This is a genomic window from Robertmurraya korlensis, assembly GCF_023715225.1.
In the GTDB taxonomy this organism is placed as follows: Bacteria; Bacillota; Bacilli; order Bacillales; family Cytobacillaceae; genus Robertmurraya_A.
Genome location: NZ_JAMBNS010000009.1, coordinates 105,513 through 122,696, shown reverse-complemented (window position 1 = coordinate 122,696; position 17,184 = coordinate 105,513). Strand labels below are relative to the sequence as shown.

13 protein-coding genes are annotated in these 17,184 nt (G+C 37.4%); 3 read left to right on the top strand and 10 right to left on the bottom strand.

Annotation, left to right across the window (positions count from 1 at the left end; all coding sequences use genetic code 11):
• Window position 1: 1 nt before the first annotated feature.
• Together M3175_RS16595 and M3175_RS16590 are read right to left on the bottom strand one after the other, a co-directional pair.
• Window positions 2-1,288, bottom strand: a complete 1,287-nt coding sequence (locus M3175_RS16595) for a carbohydrate ABC transporter permease (protein ID WP_251521253.1) — start codon at window positions 1,286-1,288, stop codon at window positions 2-4.
• 120 nt (window positions 1,289-1,408) lie between these two features.
• Window positions 1,409-2,692, bottom strand: a complete 1,284-nt coding sequence (locus M3175_RS16590; protein WP_251521250.1) for an extracellular solute-binding protein — start codon at window positions 2,690-2,692, stop codon at window positions 1,409-1,411.
• Window positions 2,693-3,040: 348 nt separating this feature from the next.
• Between M3175_RS16590 and M3175_RS16585 the strand changes: the two genes are divergently transcribed.
• Window positions 3,041-4,798: an alpha-glycosidase gene (locus tag M3175_RS16585; RefSeq protein WP_251521575.1), complete on the top strand. Its 1,758-nt coding sequence runs from the start codon at window positions 3,041-3,043 to the stop codon at window positions 4,796-4,798.
• Window positions 4,799-4,896: 98 nt separating this feature from the next.
• Window positions 4,897-6,252, top strand: coding sequence for an MATE family efflux transporter (locus M3175_RS16580; RefSeq protein ID WP_251521248.1), 1,356 nt, complete (start codon window positions 4,897-4,899; stop codon window positions 6,250-6,252).
• A 42-nt stretch (window positions 6,253-6,294) separates the two neighbouring features.
• On the opposite strand, the gene M3175_RS16575 is transcribed toward M3175_RS16580, so the two are convergent.
• The 4 genes from M3175_RS16575 to asnB all read right to left on the bottom strand — a co-directional run bounded on the left by M3175_RS16575 (window position 6,295) and on the right by asnB (window position 12,111).
• On the bottom strand, window positions 6,295-7,131 hold the full coding sequence (locus M3175_RS16575) for a phytoene/squalene synthase family protein (RefSeq protein ID WP_251521246.1): 837 nt from the start codon (window positions 7,129-7,131) through the stop codon (window positions 6,295-6,297).
• Window positions 7,118-8,593 carry a phytoene desaturase family protein gene (locus tag M3175_RS16570; protein ID WP_251521244.1) on the bottom strand — a complete coding sequence of 492 codons (1,476 nt, stop codon included), beginning with the start codon at window positions 8,591-8,593 and terminating at the stop codon, window positions 7,118-7,120. The genes M3175_RS16575 and M3175_RS16570 overlap by 14 nt, the downstream gene beginning before the upstream one ends.
• The gene (locus M3175_RS16565) at window positions 8,593-10,113 is read right to left on the bottom strand and encodes a phytoene desaturase family protein (RefSeq protein WP_251521242.1); all 1,521 of its coding nucleotides are present in this window, start codon (window positions 10,111-10,113) and stop codon (window positions 8,593-8,595) included. The genes M3175_RS16570 and M3175_RS16565 overlap by 1 nt, the downstream gene beginning before the upstream one ends.
• A 144-nt stretch (window positions 10,114-10,257) precedes the next feature.
• Window positions 10,258-12,111: an asparagine synthase (glutamine-hydrolyzing) gene (gene asnB / locus M3175_RS16560; RefSeq protein WP_251521236.1), complete on the bottom strand. Its 1,854-nt coding sequence runs from the start codon at window positions 12,109-12,111 to the stop codon at window positions 10,258-10,260.
• Between the two features lie 195 nt (window positions 12,112-12,306).
• Between asnB and M3175_RS16555 the strand changes: the two genes are divergently transcribed.
• A complete protein-coding gene (locus tag M3175_RS16555) occupies window positions 12,307-12,867 on the top strand; it encodes a DUF2777 domain-containing protein (RefSeq protein ID WP_251521233.1) in 561 nt (186 codons plus the stop codon).
• A gap of 36 nt (window positions 12,868-12,903) precedes the next feature.
• Here the strand turns inward: M3175_RS16555 and M3175_RS16550 are convergent, their stop codons facing one another.
• From M3175_RS16550 to M3175_RS16535, 4 genes are all read right to left on the bottom strand, one after another.
• The gene (locus tag M3175_RS16550) at window positions 12,904-13,272 is read right to left on the bottom strand and encodes a YisL family protein (RefSeq protein WP_251521231.1); all 369 of its coding nucleotides are present in this window, start codon (window positions 13,270-13,272) and stop codon (window positions 12,904-12,906) included.
• A gap of 110 nt (window positions 13,273-13,382) precedes the next feature.
• Window positions 13,383-14,249, bottom strand: a complete 867-nt coding sequence (locus tag M3175_RS16545; protein WP_251521229.1) for a fumarylacetoacetate hydrolase family protein — start codon at window positions 14,247-14,249, stop codon at window positions 13,383-13,385.
• Window positions 14,246-15,127 (bottom strand): DUF418 domain-containing protein, encoded by an 882-nt coding sequence (locus tag M3175_RS16540; RefSeq protein ID WP_251521227.1) that lies wholly within the window; start codon window positions 15,125-15,127, stop codon window positions 14,246-14,248. The genes M3175_RS16545 and M3175_RS16540 overlap by 4 nt, the downstream gene beginning before the upstream one ends.
• Before the next feature lie 392 nt (window positions 15,128-15,519).
• Entirely contained in the window at window positions 15,520-17,112 is a 1,593-nt protein-coding gene (locus M3175_RS16535; protein ID WP_251521225.1) for a long-chain-fatty-acid--CoA ligase, read from the bottom strand.
• Window positions 17,113-17,184 lie beyond the last annotated feature (72 nt).

Genomic DNA, 17,184 nt, shown 5'->3' with positions numbered 1-17,184 from the left:
ATTACATCATATCCTCTTCTTGGAATGATTTTGTTCTTCTAAATTGCCATAGAGCCACTGCAATAATAATGAAGGATAGAATCATTGTGATGGCTGCCGCTTTTCCATATTGTGCTGAAGTCATCGTCAATCGATAAATCCATGATATCAAGATATCTGTTCCCCATGCGGTTTGCCCAGGCACTGCTGGTCCCCCGTTATTAAAGAGGAAGATAACGTTAAAGTTATTAAAGTTAAAGGTATATTGCGTAATCATGATTGGTGCAGTTGCAAACAATACAAGTGGTAAAGTAATTTTTGAGAACTTTTGCCAAATACTTGCACCATCTACAGTTGCTGCTTCATATAAGTCCTCTGGAATAGACTGAAGAACACCAGTAACCATTGCAAAGATGAAAGGGAAACCTAACCAACCTTGAATTAAAATTAATGCTAGACGTGTCCAATTGGCTTCTGTCATCCATGGCTGTGGATCTAACCCTAGAGCTGGTAATATCATTTTATTAATGGCACCAAAAGTTTCATTGAACATTCCAGAGAAAATCATAATCGATACAAAAGCTGGTACCGCCCAAGGTAAAATTAATATCGTACGAATAATCGCCTTACCTTTAAGATCTTTCTGGTTAACAACAATTGCAAGGAACATCCCTAAAGCTATTTGGAACGTTGTCGCACCAAATGTCCAAACGATTGTCCAACCTAATACTTTAAAGAAAGTATTACGCCAGATATCAATTTTAAAGATATCGATAAAGTTCTGAATCCCAATCCAGTCAACTAGCTTAGCTGGTGGTGAGTGATATAAATCGTAGTTTGTAAACGCCAATAAGATGACGAAAATAATCGGAAAGATTACAACAAAAATTAATAACAAGAACCCTGGTGAAATCATTAAATATGGAAAACCACCGTCAATTAAGTTGTGGTATTGTTCTCTAACTGAATTTAGTTTTAAACCTAGATCACGTTTTTTTCCATTAGAGTGTGCATCGTAAAGGTTAAATGCATACACCCCTAAACCTAGCACTGTAACAATCAATGCGATAATTCCATCAATCAATAGAAAGATTGAATGATCAACTTTAGGTATTTCACCTAGTGTAAACAATCCCCAAAATCCCATGTTCAATATGTCGCCAAACACAATACCGAATGAAGCTGCTAATACAAGAAAAATGATTCCTTTTAAAAACTGACGATTATAAAATTGCCCTAATCCTGGGACAATTGAAAGCAATGCAGCTGTCTTTGCATGCTTGGTTGTTCCTACTTTTTCCGCTTCCATTTGACTTCTATCCCCTTTCTAACTTGAGGAGGAATGTATTTTTTTATTGCGCAACCGTTTGCCTAAAAGAATGTAATGATAGGCAATACCGGAGGTACTGCCTATCGATTGTACCACAAATTATTTTGCGTGGTTTGTCTCAATCTGCTTCTTAATTGTATCTACTGCAGAATCAAGAGCTGCTTTTGGCTCTGATTTTTGAGTAGCAATTTGTTGTAATGCTGACGCCATTGGAGACCAAACCTCAGCCATTTCTGGAATATTAGGCATTGGAATCGCATATGAAGACTGAACAGCTACTGCTTTTGCAGCTTCGTTATCAGCAATAATTGGATCCTCGATTAAAGTTTTAACTGGTGGAATTTCTCCAGTTGTTTCAAAACGAGTTTTTGCACTTTCTTCATTTGTTAAGAATTCAACAAGCTTTGTAGCCCAATATTGATTTTCAGTGAATGCTGTTACATGCCATCCTTTAACACCCATGAATGTTTTTACATTTTCACCATTTGGTAGAGTTGGTAGTGGCGCAACACCGTAGTCAATTCCAGCATCCTTCATTGCTTGGAATGCCCAAGGACCATTCATAACAGAAGCAACTTTTCCTTCGTTAAATAGCCCGTCCATTGCTGATCCACCAGATTCACCGATGATTCCTTTAGGGAAAAGTCCTTCTTTATACCATTGTTGAATGTACGCAGCACCTGTTTCAGCACCTTCATTATTTAGACCGATGTCATCGCGGTTTAACGCACCATTTTCATCTTTAAATACGTAAGCACCGTTTCCACCCATAATACCATGAGCGAAGTAATAGTTATCCCAAAGAGCTAAGAAACCGTAATTATCGCCTTTAGTGAAATCCTTTGAAAAAGCATATAATTCATCAAAAGTTTCAGGAGCTTTTTCCATTAACGCTTTGTTGTAAATAAATACTGGTGTTTCTGTCGCTTTTGGTAGTCCATAAAGCTTTCCATCATACATTTGAGCTGAGATAGAAGATTCAGTGAACGTATCAAGTACTTCTTGATCTACTTCAATTTCTGAGATTAATCCCTCAACAACTACTTGACCGATTTGGTCATGTGGCAGTGTTACAACGTCTGGAGCATTTCCAGCTGGACCATCTAGACGAAGTTGGTCACGAATTTTGTCTGCCATTCCTAAAGTTTTATACTCAACTTTTATACCATATTCTTTTTCAAAAGCTTCGATAGCAGGCTCTAATGCAACCTCTTTATCTGTATCTTCCCATACTACTAATTTCTCTGGCTTTGCTGGTTCTTCTCCAGCAGTATTGCCACCTTCGTTTTCTGTAGAAGTACCTTCCTCACGATTTGGTCCACATGCAGCAAGGACTCCTAGTACTAACATGATCATCATGAAAAGCGATAATGCTTTTTTCATTATTGACCCCTCCAAAAATGTATGTTTTTAATTTCTGCTAGCTGTACAAACGATTGCACAAATCTACAAAAACAGCACTCTATGAAAACGTTGCCACAATTAGTTAAAATTAATTTACTTATTGGTGTTATACGTCTAACTGAAGTGATAGAGTTGTGAAAACGATTGCACAAACTATATTTTTTATTATACCTAGTTTTTTCGTTTTGACAACTATTTTCACATAAAAGACAAAGAAAAAAATTTATAAGTGTTTTGCCATGTATTTGTTGAAGGGTTTTCACATATCTGCTAACGTTAAGAAAGTAGAATTAAATGCAATCGATTGCACAAGGAGGAAATATTATGATTACTCATTCTTCTATTTATCATCGTCCTACAGATGAATACGCATATCCCATTGACGAACATACATTACATTTAAAACTGCGTACTCGTAAAGGAGAAATACAAACGGTTCAGCTTTTATTCGGGGATCAATATGAATGGAAAGATGGGGCTTGGATTTCTCAACAAACAGAAATGGAAAAAGTCGCAACAGATGCTCTCTTTGATTACTGGCTTCTAAGTATACAACCTGCTTATAAGCGAATTCGTTACGGATTCTATATTAGTGATGGTGAAGACACGATTTTATATACAGAAAAAGGGTTTTATGAAAAGGCTCCTGAAGATCCAGGCTATTACTTCTCTTTTCCCTTCCTTCATGCGAGCGAAGTATTTCGTGCTCCAAGCTGGGTAAAGGATACAGTCTGGTACCAAATATTTCCTGAGAGATTCGCCAATGGTGATCTTACGAACGATCCTGAAGGTGCACTGCCTTGGGCAAGTGAATCTCCAACACCGAAGAACTTTTTTGGTGGAGACTTTAAAGGGATCATCGATCATATTGATTATTTAGTTGATTTAGGGATTACTGGTATTTACTTTACTCCTATTTTCAAGGCATATTCGAATCATAAATACGATACGATTGACTATATGGAAATTGATCCTCAATTTGGAGATAAGGAAACCTTTAAGGAACTTGTAAAAACATGTCACAAAAATGGAATAAGGGTCATGCTTGATGCTGTGTTTAATCATAGTGGATACCACTTCCCTCCCTTTCAAGATGTTCTTAAGAATGGAGAGAGATCAAAGTATGCAAACTGGTTTCATGCAAAGGAGTTTCCATTAGAAGGAGGAGAGCTTCCAAACTACGCTACATTTGCCTTTGAACAAACAATGCCTAAGCTAAATACACAAAATGAAGAAGTAAAGCAATATCTGCTCGAGGTGGGAAGATACTGGGTTCGAGAGTTTGATATAGATGGTTGGCGATTAGACGTAGCCAATGAAATTGACCATCAGTTTTGGAGAGAGTTCCGTCATGCCGTTAAGGAACTCAAGCCTGACCTTTATATTCTAGGTGAAATTTGGCATGATTCGATGCCTTGGCTACGAGGTGATCAATTCGATGCCGTGATGAACTATCCTTTCCTAACAAATGTATTAAATTTCTTTGCAAAAGACCAGATTTCAAAGCAGCAGTTTATCGAAAACATGACATCGGTTATTCAAATGTATCCTAGCAATGTAAATGAAGCTGCTTTTAACCTCGTGGGAAGTCATGATACACCACGAATTTTAACAGAATGTAAGGACAGCACAGAAAGAATGAAGCTCATCTATTCCTTTATGATGACCTTTATCGGAACACCTTGTATATATTATGGAGATGAAGTTGGCTTAAGTGGAGTCATGGACCCTGGTTGTAGAGAATGCATGCCGTGGGAGGAAGAAAAGTGGAATAAAGAGATGCGACAACATATCCAAGCATTAATTAAGCTTAGAAAAGAAGAAAAGCTTCTCGCAAACTCAGGAACCTTTGCCTTCCTTCCTAATTCCGATGAGGATGTGTGTATTGCCTACTCCAAGAAGGATGGAAATAAAACCATTATCGTAATATTAAACCCTACGTCCAAAGAAGCTACGCATTCATTGCCATTTCATTTAAAAGGGAGAAAAATTACAGACCTTTTAAAAAATAGTGAGTTTGCTGCTGAGTCTGATCAACTTTCTGTTTCGGTAGCTCCTTTCGGCTTTGAAATCATCTCCTTTTAAATTAGCATTTCATCTGTTAAAATGAATTGTTTACTAAGTAGTCTTAAGCATTTCGCTTAAGACTATTTCGTTTTATTATGTTAGGGGGTCAATGAGACATGAACACGAAAAGCAAAAAACAAAAGATGACCCTTGTTGCATTAACATGGCCCATCTTTATTGAAATCTTATTGTATATGCTTATGGGGAATGCGGATACTTTAATGCTCTCTCAATACTCTGATGAGTCCGTTGCCGCTGTTGGCGTATCGAACCAAGTCCTTTCGCTAATCATCGTTATGTTTGGTTTTGTTGCAACTGGAACAGCTATTCTCGTTACACAAAATTTAGGAGCGAAACAGGAACATGCAGCTGCAGAAATTTCAATCGTTTCCCTAGGAGCAAATCTTGTTTTTGGAATCCTATTAAGTATAGGAATTTTCCTCTTTAGTAAACCTATTTTATTAATGATGGATTTACCTCCCGAACTATTGGATGAGGCCAACTCTTATCTGTTAATTGTCGGAGGATTTTCTTTTGTTCAAGCGTTTATTATGACGATTGGTGCAGTGATTCGTAGTTATGGGTTTACGAAAGATGTTATGTATATCACAATTGGCATGAATATTATTAATGTGATTGGTAACTACTTTTTCATTTTTGGTCCTTTTGGTTTTCCGATTCTCGGTGTGGAAGGCGTAGCAATTTCAACGACTGTTAGTAGATTCATAGGTTTGGTTATAGCCATTATCGTCATGATTAGAAGAATTCCTGTTCAACTGCCATTTCACCTGCTTTTCCGCTTTCCAAAGGTGCATGTTAGAAACTTGCTTAAAATTGGTATCCCTTCGGCAGGCGAACAGCTTTCATATAATGCTTCCCAAATGGTCATTACGTTCTTTATTGCTACATTAGGGACGGAAGCACTAACTTCCAAAGTATATGCTCAAAATCTGATGATGTTTATTTTCCTTTTTAGCATCGCTATAAGTCAAGGTACACAAATATTAATTGGTTATTTGATTGGTGCAAAGAAGTATGAGGATGCCTATCATCGTTGTTTAAAAAGTCTACGTCTTGCTATTATTATTTCCTTAAGCGCAGCGATACTCTTCTCGTTTTTCGCAAAAGATTTAATGAAGTTATTTACAAGCAATGAGGACATCATTGCACTAGGTAGTACGTTGATTCTATTAACGATTATTTTAGAACCTGGCCGCTCGTTTAATTTAGTAATTATCAATTCTTTAAGAGCGACTGGTGATGTGAAATTCCCAGTATATATGGGGATTCTTTCTATGTGGGGGGTGGCGGTCACCTTGTCTTATTTACTAGGAATTACCTTTGGGCTTGGACTTGTTGGCATTTGGATTGCTTTCATTGCTGATGAATGGCTTAGAGGCTTACTCATGCTTTGGAGATGGCGTTCAAAGGTTTGGGTTCGGCATTCTTTTGTAGAAGAAAAAGCAGTTTAATTTTAGACCTAAAGAAGCAAGGCATTTCGCCTTGCTTCTTCTTTACAATGCTGCAAGAATTTGCTCCTTTGTGTCTGTCCCGATAAAACTCCGGTATTTAAAAATATTATATTCATTTTTTCTAACTTGATCGAGAATGGCTTTATACATTAAAGCAGCACCCTTTACAGGGATTCTTGAGTATTCTGGATAATAATGAATCGTTAATAACGCCTGTTCATAGTAATACTCAGCAATTTCTGCAATATCTTCCCACATCCTAATAAATCGATCATTCACTTCGTAATGAAGAAGCTCTTTATACGAGTAATGATGCTTTAAGAGCATTTCTTTTGGTATATATATTCTTCCCATGGAAAGGTCCTCACCAATATCTCTCAAAATATTTGTTAACTGCATCGCTAAGCCTAGTTGAATGGCACCCTCTCTTAAAACATGAATATGTTTTGGAGCCAAAACGGGGAGCAGCATTATCCCCACCGTACTAGCCACGTGATAGGAGTATTGTAACACTTCATCCAATGTCTCGTATTTTGTCTGTTGCAAATCCATCCTTTGTCCTTTTATCATATCTTCAAAAGGTGTTACTTCCATCTCGAATTTCACGAAAACATCTAATAAAGCAATCCACATAAATTCAAACTGACTGCCTATTTGTTTCCTCTTAAACAATTCAAATTCCTCTTCGAATTGTTTTATACCTTCCTCGGAATCCCTTTCTCCGTCAATGATATCATCGATTATCCGACAATAAGAATAGATGGCCCAAACCGCTTTTTTTTGTTCTTGAGGTAAATATGAAAATGCTTTATAAAAGGTTTCGGAATGTGCTTGAATTACTCTCTCGCATTGTAAATACGCGTCTTCAATAGTTATCAACCCTCTTCACTTCCTTTCCTATTTTTTTATTCGTTCCATTACATATATAATCAACAAGTAACTTTGCTCCTTGCATGACGATGGGAATTCCACCCCCTGGGTGTATGGATGCTCCAACCGCAAAAATATTCTTCTCATGAAAAGGCTTTAACTGTGGTCGATACATTCCTGATTGAAAAAGTGTTGGAGCAATTCCAAAACTTCCTCCTTTATACAATCCTTCCCGCATTGCATCTGCAGGAGTTCTAACCTTCGACCATTCAATATATGCCTTTATACCTGGAAAGCCTCTCTGATCTATTTTCTCTATAATTCTATCAACTAATTTCGGCGCTTCTATATCCCAATCAATATGATCCCCAGCCGGTACCGGAACAAGCGTATACAGAACACTCTTCCCTAAAGGGGCAAGAGTTGAGTCAATTGCTGAAGGATAGAAGGTGTAAAAGGATGGTGATTGTGGAATAGTTTCTTCCTCAAAAATCTCCTTCATCGATTGAGCAAAGTCATCACCGATAAAGAATTGGTGAAGGGATGATGGCTCAAATGTTTTGCTAAGACCCAGATAGATTAATAGACATGCAGAAGACGGTGTAAATGATCGGTCTCTATTTAATAAATTCTTTTGTTCAACCGGGAAATCACCGTTTATAATATACGAATCATAGATTTCCCTTTTTCCATTTACCATTAAATACTCTGCTTTGTTCCCGTTTGATATAATTTGCTCTACATGACAGGAGGTACAGATGTTTACTTTACGCTTTCTAAGCTCCTCCTCAAGTACCGCTACCAAACCAGCGTATCCACCTTGTAAATAATAAATCCCATGATCATGTTCACTAAACGATACTAAACTATAAATGGCCGGTGTCGTAAATGGATTACCACCGATATAAAGCGTTTGTAAAGCATAAGAAATTCGCAATTTCTCATTTGTAAAGTATGTTGAGAGTTCCTTATAAACACTTCTATAAGCTTTTAATTTTGCTAGAAGCATCACCGTGCGATAGTTCCAAAACTCTTGAAAACTTAGAAAAGGCTTCTCTAAAAAATGAATTTTACCTAGTTGAAATCTAGTTTTCATATCTGTAATAAATTGGTTAAATCCCTCTATATCCTCAGGGAACATTCGCGCAATTTCCTTTTCCTGTTTCAATCGGTCGCTATACTTTGTATAAGAGGATTCATCTGAAAAATGTATCTTATACAATGGATCACATTTTAATAGCTTGTAAGCAGAAGGGGAAATACCACCTTCTGATAAAATGGTTGTTATCAAATCAGGTAAAAGGACAATGGTAGGACCTTGATCAATCCGAAACTCATCGTTCCCTTCAAATGCTAATCTTCCCCCTAATTTGTCGGACCTTTCATAGATAGTCACATTGATTCCTTTATGTGATAACAGTAGAGCGGTTGTAAGACCTCCAATCCCTCCACCAATAATCGCTACTCTCATTATGCATTCCCCCAGGCAATTTCAGAATGAGTTGGAAACTTAATCCCGTCGGCTTGTGTCATCAATTTTGCTGTAATTCTTGCAGATTCCAATATGGTCGGCAGCCCACTGCCTGGGTGGGTACCACCGCCAACTAACCAGGTATTCTGTAATTCTTCAAACTTATTATGTGGTCTAAATACCATCATTTGTGAAAGCTGATGCCCTAAATTAAAGGTCGCCCCTTTAAACACATTCATGTCACTTTCCCACTGTACAGGTGATATGACCTTTTCAAATTCTATATACCTTTTTAAGTCTTTAAAATCTGTCCGATCTTCCAGAATCGAATAAACAAGCTCCTTAAATGTTTGTTCGTTTAATTCCCAGTCAATCTGGCTCATATTATTTGGTACAGGTGCTAGTATATATAGAGTAGATTTTCCTTCTGGCGCTAAGGTTGGGTCAGTTACACAGGCATTCTGAATATAAATGGAAGGATCTTCTGATAAAACCATCTCTTTCGTAATTTCTTCTACATTTTTCTTATAGTCTTTTGCGAAACAAATCGTATGATGCGAGGTATCGTACCGCTTATTTAAACCTAGATAAATCATAAATGTAGAACATGAATATTTCTTTTTGCTCAGTTTTTCTTTGCTATACTTCTTCAATATTCCCTCAGGCACTAACTGAGTCATTACATGAGCAAAATCCCCATTAATAATGACTTCATCCGCCTGTATCCGTTCTCCCGTTTTTAAGATAATTCCTTTTGTCTTTTTTCCATCTAACCAAAGCTTGTCGACCTCAGTTCCCAAGTGAATGACTCCTCCTAATTCCACTGTAACCTTCGCCATTGCTTGTGACAGTTGATTGAGCCCTCCAATCGGATGATATACTCCATATTCGTGTTCCATATAGGAAAGGATAGAAAATGCTCCTGGACATTCCCACGGTGACATACCTAAATACTTGGATTGAAAGGTGAATGCAAGCAAAAGCTCCGTATTAGAGAAATAATCACTTAAGACATCGTATAAGCTCCTCCCTAGAGAGAGATGTGGTAATGCCTGTAAAACCCTCAACGAAACATAATCAAGATATTGATCCATTTTGTTTTGTAAAAGAGGTGTTAACCTTTCAAACTTCCTTTTGGTATCACGCATAAATCGAATGTATCCATCTCCATCACCGGGATAATATTGTTCGATTTCTTTAATCATTAAATCTCTGTCACGGAACATACTTAATCGTCTATTTTCAAATAAAAGTTCGTACATGTTCGTAAGTTCAATGAGAGATACATAGTCATGGAGATTTCTCCCTGCCGCTTGAAACAGCTCTTCAGCAATATGGGGCATACTAAAAAAAGTTGGACCAATATCAAAGGTAAATCCATTTTCATGTATGGCTCCATTTCTTCCCCCCACCTTCCCATGTTTTTCAAAAACTTCTACATGGTAGCCAAGGCTAGACAACAGCATAGAAATGGCTAAGCCTCCTGGACCCGCACCAACAACTACTACTTTTTTACGCATAAATTTTCTCCTCTTATGGTTATACAAAACTTATATATTATATATACAAACAATATACCACTTGTGTGTATCAAGAAACACTTTAAACTCTCTGAAATGCAAAAAGTCTATACGTTATACGTATAGACTTTTTTGCTCTCTTATTTAAGACTCAACAATATTAATATTGTAATCTTTAAACCAGATATGAATTTGGGCTAGATGAGCAAGAAGCTGTGGTCCAGTCATTAGTTGGCCGAACCAAGGTTCTTTAAAGGCTGCACCTTCCGTAGTGATGATTTCCTTTAGTTTTGCTTCATCAAAGAATTCATAAAGAACCGAGCCTTTTTCCGTCATAATTTCCGCAAGCATCTGCTGTACTGCTTTTGTATACTTCGGATTATGTGTTTTCGGATACGGACTTTTCTTTCGATACAATACTTCATCAGGGAGAATTCCTTCTAAAGCTTTTCGTAGCAACCCTTTTTCACGATTTTGATAGTTCTTCATCTCCCAAGGAATATTCCAAACATATTCAACTAGTCGATGGTCTGCAAAAGGAACCCTTACTTCAAGACTGGCTCCCATACTCATTCGATCCTTGCGATCTAGTAAGGTCGTCATAAACCAAATCATATTCAGATAAAACAACTCTCTTCTTTTTGCTTCTTCCCTCGTCTCCCCTTCTAATACAGGAGTCTCTTGAACCGTTTTATTAAACTGTTGAAGCATGTAGTCCTTTAGCTGTAACTTCTCCCGCCATTCTGTTCGAAGCAACCCCTGTCTTTCTTCAATCGATCTCATCCACGGAAAACCTTCACGAGTTAAGTCCGCTTCACGTCGAAACCAAGGGTACCCGCCAAAAATCTCATCTGCACATTCCCCAGATAAACTAACAACAAAATCCTTTTTAATTTCACGACAGAACCACAAGAGAGATGAATCTACATCAGCCATTCCTGGTAAATCTCTCACATGAACGGCTTCAATTAAATGTTCAGCAAGGAGCTCCTGAGAAATAATGCTATTGTGATGAGTAGTCTGAAATTCATCAGACATCTTTTGTATATAAATTCCATCCGAATTTGGCTGAAACTCATTCGCCTTAAAGAATTGGTCATTGTCTTCATAATCAATGGAATACGTATGAAGGCTTCCTTTTCCTTCTTTTTGATACTCCATCGCAGCAATGGCTGTAATGGCACTAGAATCTACTCCACCTGATAAAAATGTACATAGAGGTACATCTGAAACAAGCTGGCGTTTAACCGCATCCGTGAAGAGGAAGCGAACCTTATCTACAGTATCATTCAAGCTGTCCGTATGCTTCTCACTTTTCACATTCCAGTATCGCCAAATATTTAGTCCTTTACTTTTGGATAAAGTAAGTGCATGAGCTGGCCTTAGCTCAGATATCCCTTTAAATACCCCATTTCCTGGAGATCTTGATGGACCTAAAGCAAACACTTCTGCTAACCCTTCTCGGTCGATTTCTGTTTTCACTTCTGGATGAGCAAGAATCGCTTTTAATTCGGATCCAAACATTATTCCTTTTTCTGTTGATAAATAAAAAAGCGGCTTAACGCCAAGTCGATCCCGTCCTATAAAGAGCTGTTCCTTCTTCTCATCCCAAATGGCGAAAGCAAAAATGCCATTTAAATGTTCAACACAATTTTCTTCCCATTCTATATATGCAGTTAATAGAACTTCTGTATCAGAATGACCGCTAAAGGAATATCCTTTTACTAACAGTTCTTTTCGAATATCTTCGGTATTATAGAGTTCACCATTATAACAAATCGTATATTTGTGATTATTTTTTGATTTAGACATGGGTTGTTTTCCACCCTCAGGGTCAACAACAATCAAGCGTTTATGTCCGAATCCTGCATGAATATCCGTCCATACATTCGTATCATCTGGACCGCGCTTTGCCAAGGTTTCAGCCATTTTCGTAATAGAGTCACGTTCTTTTCTTATATCTCGTTGGAAGTCAATCCAGCCTGTTATGCCACACATATTTTTTTCATCCTTTCAACGTAGTGCGTTTGTTTGGTCAGTCCGAACATATACCCATACTATGCTGGGCGCGAAAAATGGTTAATTGTCCAATTTTTAAGAGCGAGCGTTTAAAATACAATCAAGATGTCTACAAAGAATGAAGATAGATCTAAAAAACTTTTATACCCTTTAGCCTTTAACGGAGGTCTTATCATGAATAGACAGCAACGACTAAAACTTTTTGAGTATCAAACGAGAGCATTTATTGAAGGTACGGTAGAGCATATAAACAACCAGTGGATTTTTTTTGATAAGGAAACAGATGAAGCCTCCATTTTGGATGATTTTTTACACCAAGAAATTGAGGTATTTCGATTCAATCGATGGAAAAAAGGAATATTATTTGAGGATGGGAAAGTAACATTTGGAAGCGAAACTCTTCATTTAAAGAATCAAGATGTAGTTAGAATCCGCAAACACTTAATGTATTCCCTTGAACGATTGCTAGAAGAGATCAACGATGATTCGTTTTATCAGTTTATTTCTCATTTAAATTCGCTTGGTTTTTCAATCTTTGATTGTATTTATTGCTACAATCATCTAACGTTCCTAAAGGATGCGGAAAGAAAAAGTGGTGTGAACTTTATTATCTTTGATAATCAAGAAGATATTTGTAATGTTCAACATCATTTCTGTTATTATAAAAAGCAAACCGATCGCTTTGAATTTACACTGAACGCTGGTAAGCGAACAGTGATAGAAAAATTTGTATAATAAAACCTGCTCCAAGTATTTAGGAGCAGGTTTTATTTAAAATAATTGAAATCCAAGTGGTAAGCGCAGTCCTAATAAGATGACTAGAACAACCGCTACATAAAATTGGATCCAAAGTGACTTTGTTGCCTTTCCTTTTACCGTACGAACGAGAACCATCTCCATCGCTGCAATAACCCAAAGTCCAATTAAAACTTTTGCTATATACTCAACTGGCTGCATGGAGAATAACGTATGAACGAGCATTCCACCTGTTGCAAACACAATGATATACAAAACTCTCAAAATCATATGGACGATTTTCGCTGCCTTTGCTTTTCCACTCTTATGTAATGAGTTTGCTACAAAAAATAGGACTAGTGCAAGAACCCATGCAGTAATATGGGCATGTGTGTTAATCGACATAAATTAGCCTCCCTATTAAATATCGACTTTATCATACCATAATAGTGTTAAAAAAACTAAAAAGAACATCTCTACTACATTTCTTCATTCATTATTTGTTCACAAAGTTTTCAAATTTCCTTACTGACATGATTCGTTAGGGTTCCAATGCCCTCAATTGTAATTTCAATTTGATCGCCCGGCTTTAGAAATCGCGGGGGGTGAAATCCTTTTCCTACACCCGCTGGAGTGCCCGTAGCAATTACATCTCCTGGTTCAAGTGTCATCCCTAATGAAAGTGTCACAATCATTTCTTCCACTGAAAAGATAAAGTGCTTTGTATTAGAACTTTGGCGAACCTCTCCATTTACTTTCGTTTCAATATGTAATTGATTGGGATTTGATAGACTCTCTTTATGAACAAGAAAAGGTCCCATCGGACAACTATTATCTAGACTTTTTCCTAGAAAGAATTGCTTATGCTTCGCCTGAAGATCACGTGCAGTTATATCGTTAACAATCGTATAACCAAACACATAATCAAGGGCATCTTCTTTTCGAATATTTCTTCCCTTCTTTCCTATTACGATCGCCAACTCCCCTTCATAGTCTAACTGATTCGTAATGGAAAGATGATTCTCAATTTGTTCATTCGGTCCAATAATTGTAGTTGGGGCCTTTGTAAAGACCATCATATGTTCAGGAATGTCATCCTTACTTCCCATCTCAATCGCATGGTCCACGTAATTTTTCCCTACACACAATATGTTTTTCGGAGGCTTTGTGATGGGTGAAAGCAAGGTAACCTCATCTAAAAGGAAATACGCCTCCAAGCTTGCGGCTTCAATTTTTTCTTTTACATCCTGTAGGAATTCTTCTCCCTTTGCTATACATTCGACCATTGAATCCGTTTCGTTAACAGAAAGAACCTTTGTTTCTGTTGAATCTAAAACACCAATAAAAACTTTGTTTTCTCTTTTTCCGGTAAGAAGCTTCATAGATTTTCTCCTCTTTTCATTAGTTTCTGCCATTTCCAGTACGAAACTGTTCTCCATACCCACTCAAAAGGGCCTATATAAAAATACTTTATCCATATATGACTAAAAATTAATTGAAATAGAAATATCGTCAAAGCTAGGAATGTTCCTTCAATAACGGACACTTGTCCATACAGACCAAGACCGTAAGAATAAAATATCATCGTCGATACAATGGATTGAACCAAGTAATTGGTGAAACTAAGCTTCCCAACAGGTCCAAAATATCGTAACACCTGTATGCCTCGTTGATGATTCGTACCAAGTGCGATCAGTAGGATGTATGTTATAGATAAAAGAGGACCACCAAGCATATCTTGAGAATATTCTGTTGCCCAGTTTCTTGTTAACCAATAAGGAGTGCTCTTAATAAACATTCCAATGAGTAAGGTTATCGCTATGGCAACTAGAAACGGTCTCTTTAATTCTTTTACTCTTCTTAACCAGTTCTCTTTCGCCGCTCCTCCCCCGATTAAAAACATCGGAAAGATGGAAAAAAGCATAAAGAACAGATTACCTGGATTATTGACCAAATACCAATCCATCAATCTTTGCTCTCGTATTTCCTCATAAGTTCCATTTTGATAAGCTTGATACGACGCACGTGCACTTGTTTCATTTGCCAATGAGAATTCCCCATTACCTGCAACCATTGAGGCTAAGATCATCATGACTGTAATGATCACATTAGGGACAAAGTACAAAATCATCCCCAGTAACATAAGTATTTTTCCTCTAAGTCTGATAAAGAGCAACAGAAGGATGCCAAACAAGGAGTAGGTAAAAAGAATATCTCCATGCCAAATATATTTCGCATGCACCCAACCGATAATGAACAAAAAAAGTAATCTCCTTATTGCAATGGCGGGAAAGCTTTCCCCCTTACTTATGGCTCTCTCTCTTAAAATAATAAAACTATATCCAAAGAGAAATGAGAATATAGGATATATACTTCCTTGAATGAACAAATCAATCCACGAGTATAACAAACGGTCATTAGTTGTCGTCCAGGTATCAAATGGGTCAATATAAAGAATTGGAGTATGAAAAGAAAGCATATTTACTAAGAAAATCCCCAATATCGATAAACCTCTCATTATATCAATGGAAACAATTCTTTCCTTATTTATTATAGATATCCCTCCCTATTTCTACATTCCTGAAACCTATTATACTTGAAATATTCCCAATAAACACCAAAACCGTTCCCTAAATAGAGAACGGCTACTACTTAATTGACAAATTTACCTGCTTTTCCATGAGACTCCCAATAATCATTTCTCAGATGCACTTTTTGTATCTTTCCTGACGCGGTTTTTGGTAATTCATTAACAAATGTAACACTGGTAACTGCTTTAAAATGAGCAAGCTTTTCACGAGAGAAAGAGATAAGTTCCTTTTCTTCCAGCAAATGTCCTGATCTAACCACGACGAAAGCATGAGGTGTTTCTCCCCACTTCTCATGTGGAACCGCAATAACTGCTGCTTCTAATACACTCGGGTGCTCATAAAGCACTCCTTCAACTTCAATAGAAGAGATATTCTCCCCACCACTTATAATGATATCCTTTTTCCGATCAACAATATCAATATTCCCGTACGTGTCAACTGTTGCCATATCTCCTGTATGAAGCCATCCATCCCTAATAGACTCCATTGTTGCCTCAGGATTTTTCCAATACCCCTTCATGACACCATTGCTTCGCGTGACCACTTCACCAATTTCCTTCCCGTTCTTTTCCACTTCCTTCCCCTTTTCATTCATCACACGCACTTCACATCCGATCATGCTCACACCAGCCTTCGCCTTCATACGGAATTGGTCCCTTATGGGAAGATCGGTTAGATGAGAACGAATGGTTGAGATGGTACTTAAAGGAGAGGATTCGGTCATTCCGTACACTTGAATAAACTCCCAGCCAAGCTCTCTTTCAACTCTTGTTACAAATGCTGGGGGTGGAGCAGAGCCAGCGATGACCACTCTTACCTTATGTTCAATTTGCGGAATGTTTTGCTCATAGAATTGAAGCAGACTATTTAATACAGTTGGTGCCATATGCATGACGCTCACTTTATATTTTTCAATCGCTTCAAATATAGCCTCTGGAGTAGCTTTTCGTAAACAAATTTGGGTAGATCCGTTGGCTGTATAATAAAAAGGGGACCCCCAACCATTCACATGAAACATCGGGAGAATATGAAGCAAAACATCTTGATCACTTACCCGTAAATGGTGCATCGTCGTAAGAGCATGTAAATAATTATTACGATGTGTAAGCATCACTCCTTTTGGATTTCCCGTTGTCCCACTTGTATATAACAAACTACAAACATCATCCTCATGTAACTCGACTCCAGAAAACGCTTTCTTTTCTTTGGTCGCTAACCATTCGTTGTACCCTATCTCTTTCGTCACCTCATTTTTATAATGAACAATGATCGTCTCAACTGTTTCTAATTTTTCTTTAATAGGGAGAATAAGATGATAAAGCTCCTGATCTACAAATAATACCTTTGTTTCACTATGATTTAAGATAAACAAATAATCTTCTGGCTTTAACCGAATATTTAGTGGCACCATCACTCCACCCAACAAGAACACTCCATAAAAACCTTCTAGCATTTCAACACTGTTAGGAGCTAAGTAGGCTATCCGATCACCTTTGTTCACTCCTAGTTCCATTAATCCATGTGCTAGTTGATTTACTCTCTCTCCCAATTGACCATATGTAAAGCTCCGATCTCCACAATATACTGCTTCTTTTTCGCTATAAAGAGATACCGCACGGTCCAAAAACTGAGTTAACACCAAAGGTACATTCACTTCATCAGCTCCCTTTGCCAAAATATTACTAATTATATAAATATTTTAACATAACACACAACAACATTGAAG

Coding starts and splice junctions, on each gene's coding strand:
- M3175_RS16565 (WP_251521242.1), bottom strand. CDS start 10,113: ATGCGTAAAAAAGTAGTAGTTGTTGGTGCGGGTCCAGGAGGCTTAGCC.
- M3175_RS16590 (WP_251521250.1), bottom strand. CDS start 2,692: ATGAAAAAAGCATTATCGCTTTTCATGATGATCATGTTAGTACTAGGA.
- M3175_RS16555 (WP_251521233.1), top strand. CDS start 12,307: ATGAATAGACAGCAACGACTAAAACTTTTTGAGTATCAAACGAGAGCA.
- asnB (WP_251521236.1), bottom strand. CDS start 12,111: ATGTGTGGCATAACAGGCTGGATTGACTTCCAACGAGATATAAGAAAA.
- M3175_RS16580 (WP_251521248.1), top strand. CDS start 4,897: ATGAACACGAAAAGCAAAAAACAAAAGATGACCCTTGTTGCATTAACA.
- M3175_RS16570 (WP_251521244.1), bottom strand. CDS start 8,593: ATGAGAGTAGCGATTATTGGTGGAGGGATTGGAGGTCTTACAACCGCT.
- M3175_RS16545 (WP_251521229.1), bottom strand. CDS start 14,249: ATGAAGCTTCTTACCGGAAAAAGAGAAAACAAAGTTTTTATTGGTGTT.
- M3175_RS16550 (WP_251521231.1), bottom strand. CDS start 13,272: ATGTCGATTAACACACATGCCCATATTACTGCATGGGTTCTTGCACTA.
- M3175_RS16595 (WP_251521253.1), bottom strand. CDS start 1,288: ATGGAAGCGGAAAAAGTAGGAACAACCAAGCATGCAAAGACAGCTGCA.